Below are 26,829 nucleotides of genomic sequence, written 5' to 3'. Positions count from 1 at the left end.
GCGAAACCTGAAACCTGAAACTTGAAACAAAACAAAACCATGGAGTTAACAAGATTAATAGTAAAAGGAGGCGTTATATCTCCGGGAGAGTTGAGAGAAGTCGTTAATATGGCTGCTGATCAAGGTTTGGATTCCATTTCTTTTGGTTCCAGACAAGATATTATATTTCCAAAAGGTTTTAAATCTGTGGATAAAAACGCTTTAGGGAAACATCATTTTGTTTATCCCGATCAAAAAAGCGGGAATAATATTGTTTCGTCTTATGTTTCGACCGATATTTTTAGAAACACCAATTGGCTTACAGGAAATAAATTCCTTTATATATTGGAGCTTTTTAAAGAACAGCCCAGACTTAAAGTTAACATAAACGACCCCAAACAACAGCTTGTTCCGTTGTTTACCGGACATTTAAATTTTATTGCTTCAGAGCACGAAGACTATTGGTATCTGTACATCCGCCTGCCAAAATGGGAACGTATGGAACTCTATCCCGTTTTAATCTATAGTTGGGATATTGACAAGTTCTATTACGAAATCGAAAAAATTACCGCCGAAGAATCTATCGGAATCGATTTGATTTTTAATCTCGTAAGCGAAGCTTTAGACACTAATAACAGAACTATCGACAAACCTTTGAATGTTCCGTTTTATCCGTTTCCGTATTATGAGGGTATGAACAGAATGGGAATCGATCAATACTGGCTCGGTTTATATTGGCGAAATAATCTATACGATTTAGATTTTCTAAAAGAAATGTGTGATTTATGTTTCGATTGCAAAATTGGTAAAATCTGTATTACGCCCTGGAAATCATTCATAATAAAAGGAATTCCAAAAGACCGAAAACTTGAATGGGAAAAATTCTTAGGCAAACGCGGTATCAACGTTCGTCATTCGTTATTAGAACTCAACTGGCATTTACCCGTTGCCATGGAATGGGCGTTGAACTTAAAAACATTTCTGGTTCGTACGCTCGATCAATTTGATATCAGCACTTACGGATTGAATTTCGGAATATCCGAATACAATCGCGACGGTCATTATTTCACTTCAATTGTAGTCGAAAAAAACGAACTTCCTGCGGTTCTGGAATCAATTAAAATCCGCGATACTTATAATGTATTGTTTGCCAAAAATTTTGACCCAAACACACGTGAATATATTGTGCATTCGCAAGATATTGACAAACTCGAACTGCCAACAATTTTAATCGAATTAAGCCGAAAATATTTCAATGAACTCGGAAATGCAATAACCGAATCCACCGAAAAAAATCAGAAAAAAGAAAAACCGCAACAGGATATTTACCAATGTCAGGAATGCTTAACACTTTATAAATCAGAATTTGGAGATGAAAGCCAAGGTATTCAAAAAGGTATTTTGTTTACAGATTTAGGCGATGACTATTGCTGTTCCTTATGTGAAGCGCCAAAAAGCAATTTCAAAATTCTGGACACGAGAGATATCGAAATGACAAAGTAAATAGCAGAGAATTAAATTTACCCAAATAATTTTTAGGAGCTTTTTCCAGCTGTCCGCTATATCTTTTGTTTTTTAAAGAAAAAAACAAAAGGATGCCGCTTCCATCTGGGCTAGGGCAATCTTTTTCCATAGGTAATAATTTGAAAATGTCATTTTTCTTAAAACCTTAATTTTTATTACGGAAATACCTTAATTTTCATGTAGAATTGTTAAGAAATTTTGATTTTTCATTTTAGCCAAAAACACAAATTCCTCATCAACAACAACTTAATGTTAATTTTTATTCAAAAACTTAACATTGAAAGACTTGTTTTATAATTATCTTTACTTAACTATCAGTTAACAATTTAGTTACATTACTTATTATTCTCATCTAAAAGCACAGAAATATGGAAAACAAGAACGAAGAAATTGCCCCAGAGAAGATCGATTCACCTGCAGCTGAAAATGCGCAGCCCGTTAAGGAAAATGAAAATAAACCAGCTGTAAAAACACCTGTTCGCAAAGCACCAGTTAAAGCTGCTGCTCCCGCTAAACCTGCAGCTACAACAGCAAAAAATACTACTGCTAAACCTGCAGCGACCAAAGCTCCTGCAGCAACTGTTACTAAAACAGCTGCGACAACTTCTACAAAACCCACAGTAAGCAAAACTCCAGCAAAAAAAGTTTTAACTCCAGCTGCAAAGCCAGAGGAAAAAAAGACTATAGAAACAGCAGCAGCTGAACCAAAAGAAGAGAATACAAACGAAGCAGCTGCAACTGTAGAAACTGCTAAAGATAAATCTGATAAAAAGAAGAAAAAAGTGAAGGACAAAGAAAAAGACAAAGCGAAGAAGAAATTAGCCAAGAAAAAAGAGAAAGCTAAAAAAGACAAACAGAAAGAAAAAGCTAAAAAAGCAAAATTAAAAGCTGCAGCTAAGAAAAAAGATAAAGCGAAAAAAGCAAAGGATAAAGCGAAAGCTAAAAAAATTGCTAAAAAGAAAGTGAAGTCTAAGAAAAAGGCAAAAGCCAAAAAGAAAAAATAATATATAGAAAGGTTTGACTTTAAAAAGTTGAACCTTTTTTTATGCTTATTTTTTTGTCATGTCGACGAAGGAGAAATAACACTCGTAAATCGACAAAGATTGGCAATCTTCTCTGCGGAGTTTCAAGTGCGATTTCTCCTTCGTCGAAATGACAATATTCAGAAATTCTCTCAAATCCTACCCCCCAATCGCAATCATACTACGATTATCAAAATGTTTAGCAGGATCATTCATTTCATCTATGGTAACCATTCCGGCGCGGACTTTCTTTTTGTTTTGTACAGATTCTGAAATCAAATTTGTAATCGATTCGCCATTTCTAAAAGGCGTCAACAAATCCGTTTCAGAATTGGAAAAAAGACAATTTTTTATTTTTCCATCTGCAGTTAAACGAATTCGGTTACAGCTGTCACAAAACGGATTTGTAATCGAACTTATAATTCCGAAATCGCCTTGAAAATCTTTTATTTTATAGGTTCTTGCAGTGAAGTTTTTTTCGTCTTCCAGTTTTTGAATTTCATCTTCAGAAAAATCATTTCCTACTAAAGATAAAATCTCATTTTGAGAAACCATTTTACTTCTGTCCCACTCGTTTCCGGCAAACGGCATAAATTCAATAAACCGAACTGAAATGGGCAGAAACTGCGTTAGTTTAACAAAATCAACAATTTCGTTATCATTAAAACCTTTCATTAAAACGACATTTACTTTCACCTGAAAGTCATGGTTCAAAAGCAAATGCAGATTATCGACAACCTTCTCAAACTGATTTCTGAGCGTTATAGAATGAAATTTAGACGAAATCAATGTATCTAAACTCAAATTGATTTTTTTGACTTTAAACTGCTTTAAAGCCTCAATATGACGATCAATTAAAATCCCGTTTGTCGTTATCGAAAGTGAAATATTTAAATCAGCTAATTTTGCGATTATCTCTGGGAAATCTTTTCTTAAAAGTGGTTCTCCGCCTGTTAGCCTTATTTTATCAACACCATTTTGTACAAAAGTCTGGGCAATACCAAAAATCTCATCAGCAGTCATTAAACTGGCTTTAGGAGAAAGCGCAATTCCGTCCGCCGGCATGCAGTACGTACAACGCAGGTTGCATTTTTCCAGCAGCGAAATGCGCAGATAGTTGTGTCTGCGCCCAAAAACATCCGTCAAAATTGTGTTAGAGGCTGTCATGATTTTTTCCTTTTAAAATATGAAAGACGTGCATTACATGCGGAAAAACAGCGTCCATCGATTCTCTCGCTCCATTTGTTGAGCCCGGCAAAGCCAAAACTAAACTTTTACCCAAAGTTCCCGCCACAGTTCTCGAAAGCATTGCATACGGCATTCTTTGCTGTCCGTAATCACGAATTGCTTCTTCTATTCCCGGAATTCTGCTTTCTAAAATTGGCGATAAAGCTTCCGGCGTTACATCTCTTGGAGATAATCCTGTTCCGCCCGTAAAAATCAACAGTTGATTCTCTTTTGCGAAAGCTTTTGTTCTTTCCTGAATAATATCCAATTCATCAGGAATAATTTCATAATGAGAAGTTTCAACTCCGTATGATTCTAATTTTTCTACAATAATTTTTCCTGATCTATCTTCTTTATCTCCTGCAAAAATCGAATCAGAACAAACAAAAACCGCCGCTTTTATTGCATACGGAAATTTATTTTTAAAAGAAGATTTTCCACCTTCTTTATTAATCAATTTGATGGTCGAAATTTCGATTTCTTTATCAATTGGTTTCAACATATCATACATCGTCAATGCCACAATCGATGCGCCGTGCATGGCTTCAACCTCAACTCCGGTTTTATAAACGGTTTTTACATTGAAGATAATCTGAATCTCTAATCCTTCGATTTTATATTCAACTGATGTAAATTCAATTGGAAGCGGGTGGCAATCCGGAATTGATAAATGCGTGTTTTTTACCGCAAATAATCCTGCCGTTTTTGCCATTTCGAGCACATTCCCTTTCGGAACTAAATTATTCACCACAGCGTCAATTGTTTCTTGTCTGCTGACTTTTACAATTGCTGTTGCCGTTGCTTTTCTTAATGTGCTTATTTTATGCGTAATATCTACCATTTTATCTTGTTAGGTATTTTGTTTCCAAGTGAATGTATCGTTTTCAAACATTTCTTTACCAAAAATCGGCACATCGGTTTTGATCCAGTTTACAATGGCTTCTGTTGCTTCATAAACTTGTTTACGTCGGGTTGCCGAAACAAAAACGAACAAACAAATTTCACCTGCTTTTACAACGCCTAAACTGTGGTAAATGTGCATACAGGTTAAATCAAATTTGGCAAAAGCTTTTTCGCGAATCGTATGTAAAGCTTCGTTTGCCATATCGGTGTAAGCTGAATAATCAATCGCCACGACTGTATTGTCGTGAATTACATCGGCACGAACTTGTCCTAAAAAAATATTGTGCGCTCCAATTGTATGTTTAGATTGGTGCTTGGCAATAGATTCTGCTATAAATTCAGGAGCAATTGGCCCTTCTACAAATACATTTTTACTCATTGTTTATGTTTTTTTTGCCACAGATTACATGGATTAAAATGATTTTTTTCTTTTGCCACGAATTACACTAATTTCCACTAATTTTTATTCGCAAAAATCAAAAAATTAATTCGTGAAAATTAGTGTAATTCGTGGCAAACAACTTTACACAAAATAATTCAAAAATCCTTTTAATCCTTAAAATCTGTGGCTATAAATTCATCTCATTTGCTAATAATTTCTTAATTTCTAAAACACCGCCAGCAATACTTTTTATATTTTTAAATTGATGTTTTTGAAGCAACTCTACAGCAACTTTACTTCTTATTCCAGATTGACAGAAAATATAAATCGTTTGGTTTTTATTCAGTTTTTCAATTTCATTTTCTAAATCTGGCAACGGAATCATAATTTGATTTTTAAAACTGATTTTTGGCAGTTCCTCTTCGTTTCTAACATCCAAAAATAAAACAGAATCATTGTTTATTTCATCTAAAATTGATTCAAAATTGACTTCTTGAACTTCAGATTTATTATATTTTTCTTTGAATGATTCTCTGCTTATTAACTGAAAATCACTTTTATCGAAATCGTATTTTTGTTGTTCGTTGTTGAGAATATTATAAACCAATATTTTACCGCTTAAAACTTCTCCAATCCCCAGAATCATTTTCAGGACTTCATTTGCCTGAAGCATTCCGATAATTCCAACCGAAATTCCAATTACTCCGGCATCTTCACAGTTTAATGCGTTATTGTTTTCATCTGGATACAAACATCTGTATGTTGGTCCGTTTTGATAATTGAAAACCGAAACTTGCCCCTGAAATCTAAAAATTGATCCGTAAACCATTGGTTTATTGGTTACCAAACAAGCATCATTTATTAAATATTTAATCGAAATATTGTCTGTTGCGTCAACAATGATGTCGTATTTTTCAAATAACGAAATGGCATTTTTAACCGATAATTTTTCATTAAAAGCGTTGACTTTTACGAGCGGATTCAATTCTGAAATCATCAGTTTTGATTCTTCAACTTTATATTTTCCAACTGCCTGACTTTTGTAAATTACCTGACGTTGTAAATTCGAAATCTCGATATTGTCATCATCTACAATTCCTATTTCTCCAACTCCGGCTGCAGCCAAATAAGGTAAAATTGCCGCACCCAAACCTCCGGCACCAATAACCAAAACCTTAAATTTCGATAATTTGTACTGACCTTCCTCTCCTATTTCAGGAAGAATCATTTGTCGGTTATATCGGTTTGATGCATTCATAAATTAATTTTTATCCTCCGGCAAACGGTGGTAATAAAGCAACAATATCATTGGTCTGCAAATTATATGCGGCTGCTTTTGAAACTATTTTTTGATTTACTGCTACGCTGAAAGAAAGGGATTCAAATTGGTATTTTTCTTCTAAATCACGCAATAAATCCTGCAGTGAAACTTCAGAAAAAGCTACTTTTTCGAACTCACATTTTGTCTTTTCGGCAACAGCTCCAAAATATTTAATCTCAATCATTTTTATAAATTTAAATTTTGAAAAATGAATTCATCTTCAAAATGTTCCTGAAAATAGGAAATCCAGCTTGAAGTATTTCTAACTACTTCGCCAATCACAATAATGGCGGGTGATGATATGTTTTTTTCAGCAACCAATTTAGTGATTGTATTGATAGTTCCAATCACTTTCTGCTCTGAATTTTTTGTTCCGTTTTGAATAATGGCGATGGGCAAATCGTCATTTCTGTTTTCCTGATAAATAGAAATTATTTCGTTCAATTTATGCATTCCCATCAAAATAACTACTGTCGCCGCCGATTTTGAAGCCAAAAGAACATCTTTCGATAATTTATGATCTGAAGTTGTTCCGGTAATTACCCAGAAACTTTCGGCCACTTTGCGCTGTGTCAAACTAATTCCAACCGAAGCCGGAACGCCCAAAGCAGATGAAATTCCGGGAACAATAGCAGTTTCAATTCCAAATTCTTCTGCAAACTCGATTTCTTCGCTTCCTCTTCCAAAAACAAATGGATCTCCGCCTTTTAATCGTACAACGTGTCCGTGACTTTTTGCCATTGAAACGATCAAATCGTTAATTTGGTCTTGTGTGTAGGCGTGACAGCCTAAACGTTTTCCAACAAAAACAATTTCGGCATTTGATGCATATTCTAATAATTCTTCGTTGACCAAAGCATCATACAAAACTACATCGGCACTTTTTAAAGCTTTTATGGCTTTCATCGTAATCAATTCAACGTCGCCTGGACCTGCGCCAACAATCGTTAATTTTGGTGTTTTTAAGTTTTGCATAATCTTTAACTTAAATTGATATTCAGATCATTTAATTCGTCGGCCGAATTAATATTTGTTAAAGGAAAGTTTTTACTTTCTTCTATATTCAAAATTTGATGCGGCACTTTAGCTAATAAATCCATCATTTTTAATTCATCCGCTTCAATGGCGCTTTTAATAATCGGAACAATCTTTTTTGAATAAATTCCAATTAATGGATGTGTTTTACTTTCGGAAGCAAACACCGTAATTCCGGCTTCTTCGGTATGTTTTGAAATTAATTCTTGTAATAATTCGGTTGAAATTAACGGAATATCGCAGCTTAAAATCAAATTAAATTGAGTTTCAGAATGGGATAAAGCGGTATAAATACCACCTAAAGGACCTTTGTCTAAAACCAGATCGGGTATTTTTTCATACGGCAGATAATCGTATTCTTTTGATGCCGTAATCAGTTTTATTTGATCTGTAATGGGCAAAATTGCCTTAATGATGTGTTCTATAAATGGTTTTTCCTGAAACAAAACCAAGCCTTTCTCTGACTGCATTCGAGAACTTTTTCCGCCGCAAAGAATAAATACTGTTTCCATGGTTTTGCTTTTTTATTTCTGGTTTCAGATTGAAATGAGAAAAAAAATTTACCTCAAAGTTCCTTAAGGTTTTTTATTCATTGTTTGTTTTAAATTAAGTCCACAAAGCTGTTTGTATACAAACGGACTTGCCATTTTTTTTCCAAGTTTTCAGCTGTATGTTTTAAATTATATACCGCTTCTCATCTTAATCCTTAAATTCTTTATTCTATTCTCTTTATTCTATTCTCTTTATTCTATTCTCTTTATTCTATTCTCTTCATTCTATCTTCTAAAAAATCTCATTTAATCAATCGGCAAAAGGGTTACTAATTGTCCTTTTTTGTATTGTTCGATATTTTCGGGAACTATTAATAAACTGTTGGCCACTGCAAATGTATTGAGCATTGCCGAACTTTGGCTGTTTAAAACTGTGACATTTGTTTCGTCGTATTTTGCTTTTAAAAACAATGTTTTTCCTGTATCGTTTTTAACATCCGAATTTAATTTTCGAACTACTTTTGTTTTATGAATTTCAGAAAATCCGATTCTGTTTTTTATCGCTGGCGAAACATAAATGTAAAAATTCGTTAGTGATGATGCCGGATTTCCAGGCAAAGCGAAAACTAAAGTTTCTTCTTTTGAACCAAAGAACATTGGTTTTCCGGGTTTTTGATTGATTTTATAAAAAAGCTCTTTGACGCCGTTTTGCAATAAGGCTTCTTTTACAAAATCATAATCTCCTACCGAAATTCCGCCGGAAATTAAAACGATATCATATTTCTTCAGTATACTTTTTAATGCTTTTTTAGTGGCTTTGAGATTGTCATTAACTCTGTAAATCTTTGTTTTTTTGATTCCGATTGTCTGAAGCGCCGCTTCAAGCATAACGGAATTACTTTCGAAAATCTTTCCTTTTTTTAATTTCTTTCCCGGTTGTACTAATTCGTTTCCTGTTACGAGAATAGCTGTTTTAGGCTTTTTGTAAACCTCAACTTCAGTAATTCCTAAACCAGCCAGAAATCCTATCGCTGCAGGAGTTATTATTGTATTGGCTTCAAAAACAATATCGTCTTTTGCTATTTGTTCTCCTTTGGGGCGAACATTTGCTGCTTTTTCGGGCATTGTGGCAATTAAAATCGAATCTTTATTTGCCATTACGTGTTCCTGCATTACAACTGTATCTGCATTGTCCGGAACAAAAGCGCCTGTAAATATTCGAACTGCTTCGGTATTTTTTAGCTTTATATTTAAATGATCTCCAGCCTGAGAGGTTCCAATAATATCGTATTGGTGTCGTATGCTGTGAGTAAAAGCATATCCGTCCATCGCCGACTGACGAAATGGAGGCATATTTATTGGCGAGATTACTTTTTCTGCTAAAACGTAACCTAATGCTTTGCTGACCGCAATTGACTGCGTTGGCATTTTTGTACTGTTCGCTTCAATAATTGCTATGGCTTCTTCTACTTTAATCATTATGCTATTTTATTATAAGCGAAAAAATACTTATTACAAATATAAGTATTTTTACTTAGTTATTTCGTTAGTATTTAAATATTTTTAAAAATATAAATTTAGCGTTATTCTTTTAAATACATTCAGAAAAACTCAAATAGCTTTTTTAAACTTTAAATGCTTGTGTTTATTTCTTTCTAAAATTCCCTTTTGGAAGATAATATAACCAGGCAAAGCCAATAAAAAACAGTACTGCCGAGGCTATAAAAGCGGGAACTAAAATTTCTTTATTATTATCTAAAGCATTGTTTAATGAGGCATACAAAAGCCAGATTTGAATGCTTACATTTAAAATCAAAATAAAAATAAGGGTTGAAAGTATATTGTTCAATTTGTTAGGATTGGCTCGGTTCTGACTTCGTCTAAAAGTACTCATGCTTCTTAATTTAAATTATACAAATCAGCTTTCTTTTTTCTGTATTAATGCTTTTACAAAAACAGCATTTTCTTTAAATACCACTTCTAGCTGTGGCAAAGCTCTTGGCGGCGGGCCTGCAATTACATCTCCGGTCATGGCATCAAATGATCCTTCGTGGCAGGGACAATGTATAATTCCGGTTCCGGGTTTGTAATACACAGAACAGGAAAGATGTGTGCATTTTTGTTCATAAGCCCTGAATTCGCCATTTTCAAGATGAACTAAAATATACGGAATTGTGCTTCCTTCGAGTACAAATCCTCTGGTTCCTCCTACTGGAATATCTTCTTTATTGCAGATAAAATGTTCGCCTTGTACTTCTTCTTTTGGCAGTAAAAAAGCCTTTGCAGTTACAAATCCGCTTCCTACCATTAAGCCGCCGGAAACAAGAGTCAGGAATTTAGCAAAATCGCGTCGGCTGACCTGAGTTGATTCCTGCTTTTTAACAGGGAAATCTTTTTTCCAGTTTTGATTTAAATTATCTTCTTTTGACATGACTTGTATTTAATAGATTCTTAATTCTGTACTGCCTTTTGGCATCATGATATTTACTTTTGTTTTGACTTTTTCCTGTCCAAAAATAAAGTTGTTAATTGGCGTACTATTAGGTCTCATTTCTTCTATCTGCTCTTTGGTCCCAAAAAACAAAGCACCGCTTGGACATACTGTGGCGCACATTGGTTTTTTACCTACGCTTGTTCTGTCGTAACACATATTGCATTTCATCATCAAATCATACTCTTCATTTTTCTTTGGTACTCCAAAAGGACAAGCCATAACGCAGTTTGAGCATCCTATACATCTTTCTGTATTTGCGGTATGCACAATGCCAAATTCGTCCTGCGAAATAGCATCTGCCGGACACACATTAGCACAAACCGGATCTTCGCAATGCATACAAACCTGAACTGTGGTTTGAATAGTTGAAGAACGATCGACATAATTAACACTGATTAAAGTCTGCTGGCCGTTAGTTTCACATTCGGCGCAGGCCATTTCACAGGCTTTACAGCCAATGCAGCGCTGCATGTCTACAAAAAATTCTTCGCTGGTATTAAAATTAGTCAAATTCATAAGTTCCTTTTTTACAGATTAAATACTGGCATACGCTTCTGATTCTTTGGCCGGCGGTGCAATTTTTCCCTGCGGTTCTAGTAAACAAGCGCAGACTTTAAATTCCGGAATTTTAGAAATAGGATCTAAAGTTCCAGGTGTTAATTGATTGGCCGATTTATGTCCCGGCCAGTGATACGGAATGAAAACGGTATCTTTTCTAATCGTTTCAACAATATTGGCAGGAAAAATTCCTTCTCCGCGTCGTGTTGCCACTCTTACTAATTCTCTTTGTTTGATGCCGTATTTAGCGGCGAGTTCAGGATGAATTTCTAACATTGGTTCCGGAAACTGATCAACTAATTTTCCAATTCGGCGTGTTTGGGTACCGCTCAAATATTGCGAAACAACGCGGCCAGTTGTTAATGTTATTGGATATTCATCATCTGTAACTTCACCCGGAAGTTTATAGGGCGCGGGATTAAAATGCGCTTTTCCGTCTGGGGTTTTAAACTTTTTATCTTCCCAAAGTCTTGGCGTTCCCGGATGATCTTCGGTTGGACAAGGCCAGAAAACACCCATTTTATCTTCTACTTTTTTATAGGTAATTCCAAAATAGTCTGCTGTTCCGCCTTTTGAAGCGACACGCAATTCGTTAAAAATTTCTTCACTGTTATTATAAGTAAATTTATCTTCTTCGCCCAGTCTTTTGGCTATTTCTAATAAGATCGAAGTATCGGTTCTGGCTTCTCCCGGAGGAGTTACAGCCTGTCTTATTCGGATAACGCGTCCTTCTGCCGAAGTTGTCGTTCCTTCTTCTTCTTCTTGTAAAGAGCCAGCCAAAACAATATCAGCATGACGGGCAGTTTCATTTAAAAAGAAATCGATACAAACATAAAATTCCAATTTTTCTAATGCCGAACGAACATAATTATTGTTAGGAAGCGAAACCAGCGGATTGAAACAAATTGAAATTAATCCTTTGATTTCATCTCTGTGAATCGCTTCGATAATTTCATAGGCCGTAAGTCCTTTTCCGGGCATATCTTTTTCGTCTATTCCCCAAACCTGCGAAATATATTTTCTGTGTTCCGGGTTTTCAATATCTCTATTTCCGGGCAATTGATCGCATTTATGTCCGTGTTCTCTTCCGCCCTGACCATTTCCTTGTCCGGTGATCGTTCCGTAACCGCAATACGGTCTTCCAATTCTTCCTGTTGCCAAAACGAGATTGATACAACCCAAAACATTATCAACACCTTTTGAATGATGCTCAATTCCTCTGGCATGAAGCAAAAAGCTTGTTTTCGCTTTTCCCCATAAATCTGCGGCAGCTTTTATTTTTTCTTTATTGATTCCGGTAACTTCTTCTGCCCATTCCAGAGTATAGTCTTTTACGGCATCGATTGTTTCCTGAAATCCTGATGTATAATTATCAATAAAATCATGATCAAGCATATCGTGATCTACCAGATATTTGAGCATCGCACCGTATAAAGCCGAATCGGTTCCGGGTTTTACATCTAAGTGAATATCAGCCGTTCTGGCAAGCGGAATCATTCTTGGATCAATGACAATCAATTTTGCACCGCGATCTCTGGCTTTCCAAATCCAATGTGTTAAAGTTGGAAACGTTTCGCTTATATTGGCACCGGTTACAATGATAACTTCGGCATATTCTAAATCTGAATAATTATTTGAGGCGCGGTCTAAGCCAAATGCTTTTTTATTTCCGGCTCCGGCGCTTACCATACATAATCTTCCGTTGTAATCGAGATTTCTTGTTTTTAAAGCAACACGGGCAAATTTTCCAACTAAATAACTCTTTTCGTTGGTTAATGAAACCCCAGATAACATTGAGAATGCGTGTTTTCCGTATTTTTCCTGAATACGTTCTATTTCTGAAATAGTTTTATCGAAAGCTTCGTCCCACGAAATTTTTTCAAAACCTTTTCCTTCTACTCTCTTTATAGGATGTAAAAGCCTGTCTGGGTGATTATTCTGCAAATATCTTTGAACGCCTTTTGGACATAAACGACCTTCGTTAAACGGAAATTCCATCCACGGTTCAAAACCTACTACTTTATTTTCTTTTACTAATAGCTGAATCCCGCACTGCATCCCGCAAAAACAACAATGTGTTTTTACAACCTCATCCGGTTCGTCTCTTCCATCGTAACCATCTACTGGCGCGTAATTTAAATGCGGCCCAAATGCCTCAATTATTTTTTCTGTTGATACGGGTAGTTTTGCCATTTTTTTTTGTTCTTTTTTGTTTCAAGTTTCAGGTTTGAAGTTCTGTGTGGAACTTGAAAATTTATAAATTGTATTTAATGTTTTACGCTCTGTTCGGAACTTGAAACCTGAAACCTCAAACTTGAAACTTTTATAAATTATCCAAATAAATTTCCGCCTTCTACTCTTGCTTTTAAATGTGCTTGTGCTAAACGGGATCTTTTACCTTCGGGGCTTAGGTCGAGGTGAGAAGTTCCGTCTTCGTGGGTAAAATCAAAACCCAGTTCTTTGGTTACAATTTTTAAATCGTCGATATGTAATTGTGTGGCAAATTCTTCGCCTGTATGCGGACAGACTGCCATTCCTTTTTTGATTCCTTCTTTCTTATAAATATGAGCTCCAATTTGTGCCGGACGCTGTATGATGTGAAAGAATTTTCCAAAAGGAATCCATATCAAAAACATAATTACGGTTATGGCATGTATAACGGCAAGGAAATCATACGCAAAGCCTTTCATGAATTGGTAGGAATAAGTGAGGCATAATCCGGTAACTGATATTGCGATCAATAAAATAAGAGGCAATAAATCTCCTTCAAAAGTCTGGGTTGCTATTAATCCGGGATTGGTTAATCTTCTTCTTAAATAATAAACAGATCCAATTATAACGAGCCATGATGACCAATTTAAGGCATGAAAAATAAGGAATGCCAAAATGGACCCTATTTGAAAATCCATCATTTTAAATCCGAAGAAATGTGCTTCGTAAATGGAAATTGAATTTGGCGCCAGCGTAAAATGTATCCATCCAAATGTAAGCGGAATCGTAATAGCAAATGCCGATAAACATCCTAAAGCAATACAAAAATGGGCAAACCACCGCCATCTGCTTCGTGGATAAATGAATTTCTGGATTACAATATTTTCTACAGATTCTTTTCCTAAAAAAAATAAATGTGAAAAGACTTTACCCGTAAAAAGAAATTTGATGCTTCTTTTAAAATACATCCATGTTGGCGGTCTTTGCAGCCAAACGGTATATCGGTAGACGATTCCGAAGAAAGCGAATATGGTTCCAAATAAATAAGTTACAAGCGCTGCATCAAAATTTTGTAATTTTCTTGACCCATAAAACACAAGCACAATTGTTAGTACCGAAACTAATGATGCAACCAGTATGGCTTTGGTATTAAACGTTTTATTTTTCATTTGTACTTTTTTTAGTGTTTTCTATCCATATCTTTTGCATACTCTGGCGATTTCTCTTTCATTAAACTCACCACAACGCGATGCATCCAGATTAAACAGATTAAAGAAACAACGAGTATAAACATCCACGAACTGGTCCATAAACCGGTAAAACTTAAAAGATAGCCGAAAATAATCGGCCCGAAAAAACCGCCTAATCCGCCAAGCAAACCGACCATGCCGCCAATTACGCCGACTTCATTTGGAAAATAATCCGGGATATGTTTGTAAACTGCAGCCGAACCAATTCCCCACGCTGCGCCAATTAAAATAACCAGAACTAAATATACCCACATATTGGCTTCAAAATGGATCTGGGTTATTCCTTCGGCTAATAAATCTTTCTTTTGAACTTGCTGATTTTGTTCTACAACAACTTCCTGCCATGATTTTTTAGAGGGAAAGTATTGATTGTGTACAGCATCTTTATCTTCTTGTGTAATGGGATATGTTTTACCTCCCACAACAATTTCATTTTCAGAAACCTTGGTTACTGTTCCTGCTTTTGAGGCTACAAGTCCAGATCCTGACGTGGTAATATCCATTTTAGGAAACATCAATAGAAAGCTTAGTATTACTGATGAACTTAAGACCCAATACATTACTTTTCGTGCTCCAAATTTATCAGATAAAAATCCTCCGTAAGCACGTATAACGCCAGATGGAAGACTAAATAATGCGGCAAAAAGTCCGCCCATTACTAAAGTGGTGTGGTATACATTTAAAAAATTAGGTAGAAGCCATTGCGAAAATGCTACAAATGAGCCGAAAACAAGAAAGTAATACAGCCCGAATCGCCAGACTCTTGCTCTTTGAAGTGGTTTTAATAATTGTGAAACGGTTTTAGACTGTGCTTCGACTTTTTTATTTTTTGTAAAGACGAGAAAAACAATTCCCATTACTAATAAAGCCGATCCGTAAATAACAGGAAGCCATTTCCATCCGTTTTCCGGATCACTCTCGGAAAATTTTGTCAATAAACTCGGTGCAAGAAAGGTTGTCAGTGCAGCACCGGAGTTTCCCATTCCAAAAATACCCAATGCTCTTCCCTGCCATTCTTTTGGATAATAGACTGATGTATATCCTACGCCAATTGCAAAACTGGTTCCCACCATTCCAAACAAAAAACTTAAAATGGCAAAAGTCCAGAAACTATATGCAAATGGTAATAAAAAAAGCGGTATTGAAGATAAAATCAGTAAACAGGAAAAAACAGGTTTTCCTCCAAATTTATCAGTTAGGATTCCCATTGGCAAACGCATTATAGAACCTGTTAAAATGGGAATTCCCAAGAGCCATCCTGTTTCGACGACGGTCCATTCAAAGATTCCTCTATCGGTTAAAAAAGTAACTAATACTCCATTTAGCGTCCAGCAGGCAAAACAAACCACGAAGGCTAAAGTGTTGAAAAAAAGAATGCGGTGAGATTTTGAAAGATCTGTCATAGAAAATACTTTTTAACAATTACTAAAATTGGTACTCTATAAATCAATTTTTCCGGCGTATACAATTCTATTTTCTTTTCAAAAAATAGAAGATCTTAAAATTAAGAAAAAATTTACATTAAAACACTAATTACTAGCTATTTGAAAAGTTTCCAAATAAACTTTCAAACCCAATAGCTTTAAATGGAATTTTTTGATTTGAAATTAAAATTGTGTTTTCCTGACGTTTTTTAGAAATTTAAAGTGTTTACTAAGTGATTAATAACAAGTATTTTAACTGTAAAATACTACAATTTCATACCGCTTTTCAAAAAATATTTAACATTTTTCACAGCTTCAAACAGAAACACAAATTACTAATAATCAATACATTAGCTATGTTTTTTACCTTCAAAAATTCAACAAAATCATTCTTTTTCAAAAAAAAATGGTTAAACTTTTGGTTTTTATTATATTAAAATTAACTTTGTCTATAGGATTAGTAGAGTTATAAAATAATATTCGAAACCAAAAAAAAATATTTTGAAAACAACCGAAAGCATATCGTATTATATTCTTCCAAAAAATGATACTTATAACAATTGTTGTTATATGTGCTTCTGTTGTTAATTACCAACGCAATCCGTTCGTTATTAGATTAAATTTCTAAATCTAAAAACGAAATCCCAATTTCACCACCAGATTACTTTTATTGAATTAAGAATATCTAATTGAGGCCGGAAACTGCATCAAAAGGAATTTTTGAATGTATCTATATTTTAAAAAAGAAAATAATTAACCAACTAAAAAAAACTAAATGAAAACAATGCAAAGCTGCTGTAAATAAAAAAAGCCATTTCTGCGGCAACAGAAATGGCGAGGCTTAAAGAACATTTATCACTAAATCAAGGAAACAATTAGAGGGTTGAAAATTCAACGCTCAGGGCGCCTTGTTAATTACTTAAACCATTACAAAGAAATGAAAAAAAATATAAATCTCATTTTATGGGTTACAATTTTGTTAGCATCCCTGCAATTTCACGCACAAAATACAACACCGCTTATTCAATCTAAACTCGACGGAACTGTAGTCGATGACGTTACAAATCAGCCTATTATAGGCGCATCAATCAATATTAAAGGCACAACACACGGCGTACAGACAGATGCTGAAGGTAAATTTTATTTTCAGACAGGTCAGAAATTTCCTTACACACTAATCGTAAGTTATATAGGATATAAAAAACTGGAAATCGTAGTTGAAAAAAATCCGGTAACGATTCACTTAAAAGAAGAAAGACAAGAACTTGATGAATTGGTTGTTGTAGGGTACGGAACTCAAAAGAGAAAAGACATTACAGGTTCTGTAGCTTCAGTTCCAAAGGCAAATTTATCTCAGGTAACGTCATCGGCAGATAACTTATTACGAGGCGCTGTTGCCGGTGTGGTAGTTACACAAAGTTCTGGCCGTCCGGGTGCTTCTTCAAGTGTTCGAATTCGTGGAGGAAACTCCATTACGGCGGGTAACGAACCTTTATATGTGGTTGACGGAATCCTGATTTACAATGACAACTCAAACAGTTCTGCCGGTGTATCAAATGCTGGTGCGAGTTTAAACGTTTTATCTACTATAAATCCTTCTGACATTGAATCTATTGAAGTTCTTAAAGATGCTTCTGCAACCGCCATTTATGGTTCTCGAGGTGCGAATGGTGTTGTAATTATTACCACCAAAAAAGGAACAAAAGGTCAGGACAATATTTCGTACCAAGGTTATTTTGGGATTCAAAATATATCAAAAAAACTTCATATAATGAACGCAAGTCAATGGGCAAGTTTACGAAACGATGTTCAGGCTAGTATTGGTCAGGCACCTTCGTTTACTGCAGCTCAAATTGAAGCTTTCAAAAATTCAGGAAGTTACGACTGGCAGTCGGCTGCATTTAGAAAAGCAACTCCGGTTCAAAACCACCAATTGTCTTTTTCAGGAGGTGACGAAAGATCGAGATACTCCGTTTCTGCAGGATATTTTGATCAGGAAGGAATCGTTTTAGGATCTGATTTTAAAAGAATTTCGCTTCGTGTGAATTATGAAAGAAACTATTCTCAGAACTTTAAATTTGGTGTGAATGCCAATTATAGTAATTCTGTTTCAAATGGCGTAGGAACTAATGGAAGCGGCGGAAGAAATCCAAACCCTTTAGTTAGTATTTTATTAACTGCTCCGGTTGTTCCTATTAAAAACCCTGACGGAAGTTACAACGTAACCAACAACCCGTATGCAACTTCTGTAAATGGTTTTGTTCCGAATCCGATTAATGATTTGGAAAATACAATTAACGAAACTAAAATCAACAGAATCTTAACGAGCTTATTTGGTGAGTATAAAATCACTAAAAAACTGACAGCAAAAGTAGCCGTAAGCGGTGATGTTATCAGTACAAAACAAAACTATTATGCGCCTTCGAACACTACAAATGGTGCCGGAACAAAAGGTTTAGCTTCTATTGGAGACCGATTAGTAAGTTCTGTTTTAAATGAAAACACATTAAACTACAATACCAACTTCGGCGAAGACCATAAATTCTCAGCTTTAGGAGGTTATACTTTACAATATACTAAAGGTGAAGTTGTAACGGCAGGAGCGAATACGTTTGTAAACGATGCCAATACGTATAATGCTTTGCAGGATGGTGTCGCGGTAAAACCATACAGCGACGCTTTCGAAAGTGTTTTAAAATCGTGGCTTGCGAGAGTAAATTACTCTTATAAAGGAAAATATAATTTTACACTTTCTGCCCGTGCAGATGGTTCTTCAAGATTTGGTTCTGAATCTCTTTGGGGGTATTTCCCATCAGCAGGTTTCTCCTGGAATATTACCGATGAGGAATTTGCTAACAATATCAAAGGTGTAACAGAGGCTAAACTTAGACTTACAGCGGGAACTACAGGAAATCAGGAAATTGGAAATTACCTTGCTTTAGCTCAAATGGGTTCTGTAAACTACTCTTTTGGAGGAACTTTATATACCGGTCTTGCTCCTACCCGATTGGCAAATCCGGATTTGAAATGGGAAAAAACAGATCAATATAATGTTGGTTTAGATTTATCCTTATTAGATAGAAAAATCAATTTTGTTTTTGATGTGTATTACAAAAAAACAAACGATTTATTAATCAGCGTTCCGGTGCCGTTAACGTCTGGATATGCAACTGTCCTTCAAAATATTGGTGGTGTTGAAAATAAAGGTATCGAAATTGGTTTAACGACTGAAAACCTAAAAACGGAAAACTTTTCATGGAATTCAAATGTGGTTTTTTCTGCTAACCGAAATAAGGTTGTAGCGATTGGAAATGGAGTCGATCAGTTTTTCCCGGTTGTGCCAAATGGTTCATTATTACAGCAACAGCCTGTAACGGTAAAAGTAGGTCTGCCTCTGGGAACTTTCTGGGGATACAAAACAAACGGAATTTTCCAGACTCAGGAAGAGGTTAATACACAGCCAAAAATCAATAGTTTGGCTAATACAAAAGTTGGGGACAGAAAATATGTTGACACGAATGGAGACGGCGTAATTACAGCTCTTGACAAAGGAAATTTAGGTTCGTCTCAGCCAAAATTTGTCGGCAGTTTCAGCAACACGATTTCATATAATGATTTTGATTTGAATTTCTCTTTTCAGGGATCTTACGGCGGAAAAATCTTCAACGCTTTAAATCAGCAGTTAGAAATTTCAACTCTTGGAACAAATGCTAATGTTACTTTAGAAGACCGCTGGACGCCAACAAACCCAAGTAACGAAATCCCAAGAGCGACAAGTTCACCGCTTGGAATTGTTTCTGAGCGTTATGTAGAAGATGCTTCTTTCTTACGCTTAAAATTAATTACACTGGGTTATACATTACCAAAAAGCGCTTCTAAAAAACTGGGAGCCAAAAGTGTAAAATTCTATATATCGGCAGAAAATTTAGTGACTTGGACAAAATACACTGGATATGATCCAGAGGTAAGTTCATACGAACAAAACAACTTATATCCGGGAATTGATTTTGGTTCTTATCCAAACGCAAAAACATTCATCTCGGGCTTGAACGTAACTTTCTAAGTAAAAAAAATATAAAATGAAAAAGATTATCATAACATTCCTTTTTAGTGCCGGTTTATTTGTATCGTGCGCTGACCTTGAGGTAACACCAACCTCGTTTGTAACCGAAGATAAATATTTCGTAACCCAGGATGATGCTGTTGCGAGTGTAACTGCGGTTTATGCTTCGTTAAGCCTTGATCCTGGCGAACAGAGTTTATTTGGAAGAAACCTTTATTTCTTAACCGATATGGCTTCAGATTATGCTGCGGCGGGAGTTTCAGCTACTAATCCGCAGGTTAGAGCTTTGAGCAGTTTAACACATGATGCGACATCTGACCGTGTTCAGGTAGCGTGGAGACAAATCTATGCAGGAATCAACAGAGCCAACGTTTCTATTGATAATATTCCAAAAGTATCTGGAACCGAAGTCGTTAAAACAAGACTAATCAACGAAGCTAAATTTATCCGTGGATTGCTTTATTTTCAGGCGGTTCGTCTTTGGGGCGGTGTGCCGATTGTTTTACACGAACCGACTTCTATTCAGTTAGAAAGTTTAAAATCAAGAAGAGCAACTGTAGATGAAGTTTATGCTCAGATTATTAAGGATTTAACAGATGCAGAAAGTCTGCCTGCAGCTTATACGGCTGCAGATGCCGGACGCGCAACATCAGGAGCTGCAAAAGCAATTTTAGCAAAAGTATATCTGACTAGAAAAGACTGGCCAAATGCTATTTTGAAATCGAGAGAAGTAATTAACGGCGGTTACGGATATGGATTATTCGAAAACTTTCAGGACATTTTTACTAAAACAAAAAAGAACGGAAAAGAACACATTTTCTCTGTTCAGTTTGAGCCAAATCAGGCTGGAAACGGTTCAAGCGGCAGTACTTTTCAGGCCACTTCTTTTACTGGATTTACTGCAACAGAACCAGCAGATATTATTTCTGATGTAGCGTTATTTTATGATATTTATGCAGCTGGAGACACTCGTAGAGATGTTAGTTATGCTAAACAACTGCCAAACCCAACAACGGGAACTTTATATACTTTTCCAAAACCAATTTTTAAAAAATATCTGGATTTAACCAATTTGGCAACGCCAGGAAACGTAGCGATCAATTTCCCTGTAATTCGTTATGCCGACATTTTATTGTCTTTGGCTGAAGCCATAAACGAACAAGGGGCTCCCACTCCTGAAGCTTTTGAACTGCTGAATCAAGTCCGAAGAAGAGCTTACGGAAAAGCCATTGCAGCCCCAGATGCAACCCTAGATTTAACAGGATTAGATCAAGCAGGATTTAGAGCAGCGATTCAGGAAGAACGCAAAAAAGAGTTTGTTCAGGAAGGACAGCGCTGGTTTGACTTAGTTCGCTGGGGAACTTTGGTTACAGAAATCAAAAAAGTTACAGCTAAAAACTCCGTTTCAGAAAAAAACAACCTTTACCCTATTCCACAAAGTGAAAGAAATATTGATCCGGTTGGTTTACCACAAAACCCTGGATATTAAACTTGAACCACAAACCAAAAAACTATTTACGATGAAAAATTTTATGAATAATGCCACAGTCAAAAGCTCTAAAAAAGGGCTTTTGATTACTGCAATACTAGTTGCACAACTAGGAATTGGACAAGAAAAAGAAGAATTTAAAGGTACAATTGGCAAAACATTAGCCGATTCTAAAGAGTACTGGCCGGATCCGGTTAAAGCGCCGGCAGGTGCTCCAAATATTGTCTGGATTTTGTTGGATGATGTTGGATTTGGAGCTTCAAGTACTTTTGGTGGTTTGATTAACACGCCTGCTTTTGATAATCTGGCGAATAACGGTTTACGTTATACGAACTTTCATACTACGGCAATTTGTGCGCCAACACGTGCTGCATTATTAACAGGAAGAAATTCCGGAAGAGTTCATGTAAGCGGCTTTTCACACACGGTTTTATCGGCGGGTTTCCCAGGCTGGGACGGAAGAATTCCTTCTGATAAAGGAACTATTGCTGAGATTTTACGCGACAACGGTTACAATACTTTTGCTGTTGGAAAATATGGTGTAACGCCAGATGAAGAAGCTTCAAACGCTGGACCGTTTGACAGATGGCCGACTGGAAAAGGTTTCGATCATTTTTACGGATTCTTAGGTTCGCAAACTGATCAATATAAACCTGATTTAGTAGAAGATCAGACGCATATTAAACCAGACGGACGTCACTTAAATGAATTGATTACAGACAAAGCCATCAGTTATATTAAAACACAGCAAAAAGCGGCACCGGGAAAACCTTTCTTTTTATACTATGCACCGGGAGCCGTTCACGCACCGCATCAGGTAGCAGAAAAATGGGTTGAACCTTATAAAGGAAAATTTGATGAAGGCTGGGACGCTTATCGCGAAAAAGTATTGGCAAACCAAAAGAAATTAGGAACTGTGCCTGCAAATGCTGTTTTACCAGAAAGAAATCCGTTGATTACAGAATGGAAAAAACTTACACCGGATCAGAAAAAAGTATATGCAAGATTCATGGAAGTTTATGCTGGATTCCTGACTTACACAGATGCTGAAATTGGAAGAGTGGTTAATTATTTAAAAGAAACCAATCAGCTTGATAATACTCTGATTTTTGTGGCAATTGGAGATAACGGAGCCAGTAAAGAAGGTACTTTACAAGGAACGATCAACCAAAGTTTATTTTCTCAAGGAAAATCAGATGAAGAAAATCTTCAAAGCAACTTAAACAACATTGGCGAAATTGGAACTGCAAAAGGTTTAAATACGAACTATCCTTTAGGATGGGCGCAGGCAACAAACGTTCCTTTTAAAAACTGGAAACAAGATGCACAATCTGAAGGAGGAACTCGTAATCCGTTAATTGTATTTTATCCTAATGGAATTAAAGACAAAGGCGGCATCAGAAATCAATACAGCCACGTAACTGATTTATTACCAACAACTTTGGATATTGCAGGAATTAAAGCTCCGGAATATATCAAAAATGTGAAACAAGATATTATTCAGGGTTCTACATTCAAAGCCTCTTTGGATAATCCAAAAGCAGAATCTTTACACAAAGTTCAGTACTACTACATCTTTGGAAACAGAGCTATTTATAAAGATGGCTGGAAAGCCGCTGCGGCACATTTACCGGATTCATTTGCCGTAAAAAAGTCTTTGGGTAATAACGAAAAACCGGCTGCAAGTAATTTTGATACTGATGTTTGGGAATTGTACAATCTAAACGAAGATTTTAACGAGCGTAACAATCTTGCTAAAAAATATCCGGAAAAACTGGCTGAACTTCAGAAATTATTTGATGAGCAGGCAAAAGAAAACAATGTATATCCGTTAATTGACTGGCAGGATGTTTATAACAGAAGAATTCATAATACTGCGGCTGATAAAGGAAAAACGCTTCAGGATTTAGTAAAACAAGTAACTAAACCGGCAGATACAGAAACTACAAAATAAGGTTTCCAGAACCTGCAAGATTTTAAAACCTTGCAGGTTTCAAATTACTTACAAGAAAAGTCTGTATAGATTTTGAGTACCAAAAAATCATACCTGCAAAGTTTTTAAAGACTTGCAGGAAAACTAAAAAAATAAACTATGGCAGCAACAAAACCACTTATTAAGAAAGGCATTTTTGCCTTGATTCTTGTAGTAATTGCAGTAACTTTTTACTATTTGACCATTTGGGCAGTTCCATATTACGTTCAGAATAAATTTGCAGAAAAAAGCCTGGGATTTGTCAATACACCAAGATTTGGCGATCAGCCAAATGCTGAAAACAGCAGAGTAATTCCGCTTCCAAATCCTGATTTCTTGTATTCTACAATCAATTACGATTTAAAAGAAAATGTACTGAAAATTTCTGGAATTGTTCCTGATTCAACGTATTGGTCAATTTCGGCTTATCAGGAAAATACAACCAATTATTTTGTAGAAAACGAAGAAAAAGTAAAAGCAAAATTCGAATATTATTTAGCTCCGGAAGGAAGTACGTCTGCGGCTCTAAGAGATATTCCGAAAGAAAAAATCATTTACAGCCCAACTACAAAAGGTTTAATTCTGTTTCGCTATTTGGTTTCAAAAGCGTATCCGGTTAAGACACTAGCAGAATTGCAACACGGTGTTAAAGTAGAAAAGTTATCGAATTAATGACTACGACAACTTTGACAAAGTTGCTCAAAGAAAACATTCAATTTTAAAATCAATAAAAATGGCTTTAAATCAAAAAATTAAGAAAATAACAATTGGATTAGGATTAGTTCTTTTGTCCATAGTTTTAGGGAGCGGTATTGGTATTTACAATATCAAATCAGGCAAAAGTGATTCGCAGCGCATTATAGGCAACTGGCAGACGGTTGATAAAGACAAAGACCTCAACTCTGCTGATTTATTGACAATTGCACAAGTTGCCGTTTACGGACCTTACGCACTGACGAAAAAAGAAGTTATTTACCTCAGCACGAGTACTGACAGTGAAGGAAATGCTTTAGACCCAAAATCAGATTACATAATCAGCGGAAAAAAACTGGATGCTAAATATTGGAGCATCACAGCGTATGACGAAAATGGATTTTTAATTAAAAACCCAATCAACAAATACAGTTACAATCTGGAAGATGTTAAATACGAAGCTGATAGTACTTCTTATAAAATCAATCTTTCGGGAACAGAAAAAAAGGAAAACTGGCTTCCTGTCAATAATGTTCAAAAAACGAGTTTAATCATTCGTTTGTATCTGCCTTCAGAAAAACTAAGAGAAAATTTAACGGTTGAAACGCTTCCAGCCATTCAAAAAGTGAAGTAAAATATAGATTCTAACAAATTAGTGAAAAATTAAACAATAAAACTCTACTATATACATAGAATTAGCAGTTAATTTATTTATTTTTACACTAAAGTATTAAAATACAAAAGGATATGAAACGAGTAGATTATGAAATCATAGGAAAAAAGATTGTCGTTGGTACAATTCTCTTTTTAGTTCCGCTGGCCATTTTAGCCGGAGGTTTAGTATTAATTAATCAATTTTTAAAATAAGAAATCATGGCAATAGTTCAAAAAGAAAAATTAACAAGAGACTTAATCATTAGTCTATTTATATACAGCCTGCCAGTAGTGGCAATTTTACTGTATTTTAAACTAACAAATAACGTTGTGAGCACATCACATATTACTTTACCTCCATTTTTAGAATTTGCACAACCCGTATTTCAAAACATTAGAACTTGGGGATTAATTGTATTTATGATAGTTTTAGGAATTATCGAATTTACAGCAGGTCTTTATGATGATGAATGGACAGGCGAAGAACGTAAAATTGATATTGTTTCATTCCTTGCTCCAAAATTAATTTTACCGCCGGTAATTGCTTTTTTCAGCTTAAACGCTTTACCGTATTTATTGCCAAATGCGGCAAACTCATTATCATGGGTTCCGTTTTGGGGAGGTTTTTTCTTAATCGCAATCGCCGATGATTTAACGCAGTATTGGTATCACAGACTTCATCATCAAGTTCCGTTTTTATGGCGTTTTCACAGAACCCATCATTCCGCTCCATACATGGGAATGGCGATGGCTTCGAGACAAAACTTTATTTATACGATTTTTTTCTCGCAGATTTATTTAACGGCGACTTTAACGTATTTAGGTTTAGGATTACCAGCTTTATTTGTTTTGGTAATTAAAAGTTTCATCACATTGGGTGCGCACTCAAGTATTGCCTGGGACAAACCATTTTACAAATACAAAGTTTTACATCCAATTGCATGGGTTTTAGAAAGATTGATTTCTACTCCGGCCACACACCACGCACATCACGCAGATACAAGCGGAGACGGTGTGGGTCATTTTAAAGGAAACTTCGGAAATATGTTTTTCATATGGGATGTTATTTTCGGAACCGGATTAATCACTCGTAAATTCCCAGAATCTTACGGAATGAAATCATACAAACAAGAAGAATGGTACGCTCAATTTTTATGGCCGATATTCAAATCTAAAAAAGAAGGAAGTGCATTAGCAGACGGCGTTTTATCAGTTCCCTTAAAGCCAAAACCAGTAGAAGAACCTATTGAGCAAACTCCGGTTTTAGAACAGGCTTAATCGAAAAAAGTAAATAAAAACATAAAGTACGGCAGTGTATTCAAAAGGAATTTGATTACACTGCCCGCTTTTATCAAAACCTTTCCGTTATGAAAAATAATAGACTTAAAAACAGTATTATAATCCTAATTTTACTTGTTGCGATCGCAGGCTTTTCGCAGAATAAAAGTTCAAATACCGTTTCGCTTGATATTTTCTACAGCAAAATTCAAGCTGAAAAAAATCCACAGATAATTGATGCCCGCGGTCCCGAAGAATTTGCTTTAAATCATATTAATGGCGCAGTAAATTTCAATCTGGAGTCGAAAAATTATGCGGAACAAGCAGCAAAATTAGACAAATCAAAACCCGTTTTTACCTACTCTATTGGAGCTGGAAGAAGCGTTTGGCTGGCCGATGAATTGCTGAAAAATGGTTTTAAAGAAGCTTATAGTCTGGAAGGAGGTATTGCGAACTGGATTGGAAACGGAAAGCCTTTTTATGCCAATTCTAAAAGCAAACTCACTCTCACAGAATACAATAAAATCGTTGCGGATAATAAAACGGTGTTGGTCGATATTGGATCTAAATACTGCGGTGCGTGTACAAAAGTAAAACCCGTTTTAGAAACCATCAGAACCCAATATGGCGAGAATTTAAAAATTGTAGAAATCGACCTGGAAACAAGCCCGCAAGTTATTGCTGATTTAAAAACCATAAAAGTTTTCCCAACCTTGATTTTATATCAAAATGGTAAAATCATTTTCAAAAAAGATGGTTTTAATGATTTGAAAAAAGATGTTGATGTGGCTTTGGCTTCAAAATGATAATCTAATTTCAGGACAAAGTTCGCTGCAATCGTGTCGGCTGAGCGAAGTCT

The 26,829-nt window shown here is 35.6% G+C and carries 23 protein-coding genes; 9 read left to right on the top strand and 14 right to left on the bottom strand.

Annotation, left to right across the window (positions count from 1 at the left end; translation table 11 throughout):
- Positions 1 to 39: 39 nt before the first annotated feature.
- Together L1276_RS21050 and L1276_RS21045 are read left to right on the top strand one after the other, a co-directional pair.
- Positions 40 to 1,482: a rubredoxin gene (locus tag L1276_RS21050; RefSeq protein ID WP_253791323.1), complete on the top strand. Its 1,443-nt coding sequence runs from the start codon at positions 40 to 42 to the stop codon at positions 1,480 to 1,482.
- A 389-nt stretch (positions 1,483 to 1,871) separates the two neighbouring features.
- Complete coding sequence (locus tag L1276_RS21045) at positions 1,872 to 2,507, top strand: hypothetical protein (protein ID WP_253791322.1); 636 nt, start codon at positions 1,872 to 1,874, stop codon at positions 2,505 to 2,507.
- Positions 2,508 to 2,684: 177 nt separating this feature from the next.
- Here the strand turns inward: L1276_RS21045 and moaA are convergent, their stop codons facing one another.
- The 14 genes from moaA to L1276_RS20975 all read right to left on the bottom strand — a co-directional run bounded on the left by moaA (position 2,685) and on the right by L1276_RS20975 (position 15,800).
- The gene (gene moaA, locus L1276_RS21040; RefSeq protein WP_253791321.1) at positions 2,685 to 3,692 is read right to left on the bottom strand and encodes a GTP 3',8-cyclase MoaA; all 1,008 of its coding nucleotides are present in this window, start codon (positions 3,690 to 3,692) and stop codon (positions 2,685 to 2,687) included.
- Entirely contained in the window at positions 3,679 to 4,593 is a 915-nt protein-coding gene (gene moaCB, locus L1276_RS21035; RefSeq protein WP_253791320.1) for a bifunctional molybdenum cofactor biosynthesis protein MoaC/MoaB, read from the bottom strand. The genes moaA and moaCB overlap by 14 nt, the downstream gene beginning before the upstream one ends.
- A gap of 9 nt (positions 4,594 to 4,602) precedes the next feature.
- Positions 4,603 to 5,034 carry a molybdenum cofactor biosynthesis protein MoaE gene (locus L1276_RS21030; RefSeq protein ID WP_160373255.1) on the bottom strand — a complete coding sequence of 144 codons (432 nt, stop codon included), beginning with the start codon at positions 5,032 to 5,034 and terminating at the stop codon, positions 4,603 to 4,605.
- Positions 5,035 to 5,224: 190 nt separating this feature from the next.
- Positions 5,225 to 6,295, bottom strand: coding sequence for a HesA/MoeB/ThiF family protein (gene moeB, locus L1276_RS21025; protein WP_253791319.1), 1,071 nt, complete (start codon positions 6,293 to 6,295; stop codon positions 5,225 to 5,227).
- 10 nt (positions 6,296 to 6,305) lie between these two features.
- Positions 6,306 to 6,542, bottom strand: coding sequence for a MoaD/ThiS family protein (locus tag L1276_RS21020; RefSeq protein ID WP_253791318.1), 237 nt, complete (start codon positions 6,540 to 6,542; stop codon positions 6,306 to 6,308).
- 2 nt (positions 6,543 to 6,544) lie between these two features.
- Positions 6,545 to 7,333: a uroporphyrinogen-III C-methyltransferase gene (gene cobA / locus L1276_RS21015; RefSeq protein WP_056202691.1), complete on the bottom strand. Its 789-nt coding sequence runs from the start codon at positions 7,331 to 7,333 to the stop codon at positions 6,545 to 6,547.
- Between the two features lie 5 nt (positions 7,334 to 7,338).
- A complete protein-coding gene (locus L1276_RS21010) occupies positions 7,339 to 7,905 on the bottom strand; it encodes a molybdenum cofactor guanylyltransferase (protein WP_253791317.1) in 567 nt (188 codons plus the stop codon).
- A 285-nt stretch (positions 7,906 to 8,190) separates the two neighbouring features.
- Positions 8,191 to 9,363: a gephyrin-like molybdotransferase Glp gene (gene glp, locus L1276_RS21005; RefSeq protein WP_253791315.1), complete on the bottom strand. Its 1,173-nt coding sequence runs from the start codon at positions 9,361 to 9,363 to the stop codon at positions 8,191 to 8,193.
- Between the two features lie 166 nt (positions 9,364 to 9,529).
- On the bottom strand, positions 9,530 to 9,778 hold the full coding sequence (locus L1276_RS21000) for a DUF6755 family protein (protein WP_253791313.1): 249 nt from the start codon (positions 9,776 to 9,778) through the stop codon (positions 9,530 to 9,532).
- Between the two features lie 24 nt (positions 9,779 to 9,802).
- Complete coding sequence (locus tag L1276_RS20995; RefSeq protein ID WP_253791311.1) at positions 9,803 to 10,315, bottom strand: ubiquinol-cytochrome c reductase iron-sulfur subunit; 513 nt, start codon at positions 10,313 to 10,315, stop codon at positions 9,803 to 9,805.
- Between the two features lie 9 nt (positions 10,316 to 10,324).
- A complete protein-coding gene (locus L1276_RS20990; protein ID WP_253791309.1) occupies positions 10,325 to 10,894 on the bottom strand; it encodes a 4Fe-4S dicluster domain-containing protein in 570 nt (189 codons plus the stop codon).
- Positions 10,895 to 10,912: 18 nt separating this feature from the next.
- Positions 10,913 to 13,129 carry a molybdopterin oxidoreductase family protein gene (locus L1276_RS20985; RefSeq protein ID WP_253791307.1) on the bottom strand — a complete coding sequence of 739 codons (2,217 nt, stop codon included), beginning with the start codon at positions 13,127 to 13,129 and terminating at the stop codon, positions 10,913 to 10,915.
- A 137-nt stretch (positions 13,130 to 13,266) separates the two neighbouring features.
- A complete protein-coding gene (locus L1276_RS20980) occupies positions 13,267 to 14,316 on the bottom strand; it encodes an MFS transporter (RefSeq protein WP_253791306.1) in 1,050 nt (349 codons plus the stop codon).
- An 11-nt stretch (positions 14,317 to 14,327) separates the two neighbouring features.
- Positions 14,328 to 15,800 carry a nitrate/nitrite transporter gene (locus L1276_RS20975; protein ID WP_253791304.1) on the bottom strand — a complete coding sequence of 491 codons (1,473 nt, stop codon included), beginning with the start codon at positions 15,798 to 15,800 and terminating at the stop codon, positions 14,328 to 14,330.
- A gap of 958 nt (positions 15,801 to 16,758) precedes the next feature.
- Between L1276_RS20975 and L1276_RS20970 the strand changes: the two genes are divergently transcribed.
- From L1276_RS20970 to L1276_RS20940, 7 genes are all read left to right on the top strand, one after another.
- Positions 16,759 to 19,884 (top strand): TonB-dependent receptor, encoded by a 3,126-nt coding sequence (locus L1276_RS20970; protein WP_253791303.1) that lies wholly within the window; start codon positions 16,759 to 16,761, stop codon positions 19,882 to 19,884.
- Between the two features lie 16 nt (positions 19,885 to 19,900).
- Positions 19,901 to 21,373, top strand: coding sequence for a RagB/SusD family nutrient uptake outer membrane protein (locus L1276_RS20965; protein ID WP_253791301.1), 1,473 nt, complete (start codon positions 19,901 to 19,903; stop codon positions 21,371 to 21,373).
- A 31-nt stretch (positions 21,374 to 21,404) separates the two neighbouring features.
- A complete protein-coding gene (locus L1276_RS20960) occupies positions 21,405 to 23,327 on the top strand; it encodes an arylsulfatase (protein WP_253791299.1) in 1,923 nt (640 codons plus the stop codon).
- 138 nt (positions 23,328 to 23,465) lie between these two features.
- Complete coding sequence (locus L1276_RS20955) at positions 23,466 to 24,017, top strand: DUF1254 domain-containing protein (RefSeq protein ID WP_253791296.1); 552 nt, start codon at positions 23,466 to 23,468, stop codon at positions 24,015 to 24,017.
- Between the two features lie 61 nt (positions 24,018 to 24,078).
- The gene (locus L1276_RS20950; protein ID WP_253791294.1) at positions 24,079 to 24,672 is read left to right on the top strand and encodes a DUF1214 domain-containing protein; all 594 of its coding nucleotides are present in this window, start codon (positions 24,079 to 24,081) and stop codon (positions 24,670 to 24,672) included.
- Positions 24,673 to 24,911: 239 nt separating this feature from the next.
- Positions 24,912 to 25,970 (top strand): sterol desaturase family protein, encoded by a 1,059-nt coding sequence (locus L1276_RS20945; protein WP_253791293.1) that lies wholly within the window; start codon positions 24,912 to 24,914, stop codon positions 25,968 to 25,970.
- A gap of 89 nt (positions 25,971 to 26,059) precedes the next feature.
- Positions 26,060 to 26,776 (top strand): thioredoxin domain-containing protein, encoded by a 717-nt coding sequence (locus tag L1276_RS20940; RefSeq protein ID WP_253791292.1) that lies wholly within the window; start codon positions 26,060 to 26,062, stop codon positions 26,774 to 26,776.
- Positions 26,777 to 26,829 lie beyond the last annotated feature (53 nt).

It is taken from the genome of Flavobacterium sp. HSC-32F16 (genome assembly GCF_024171645.1).
Classification (GTDB): Bacteria; Bacteroidota; Bacteroidia; order Flavobacteriales; family Flavobacteriaceae; genus Flavobacterium.
The sequence above is the reverse complement of the archived record's forward strand: the minus strand, read 5'-3'. Positions and strand labels throughout refer to the sequence as shown.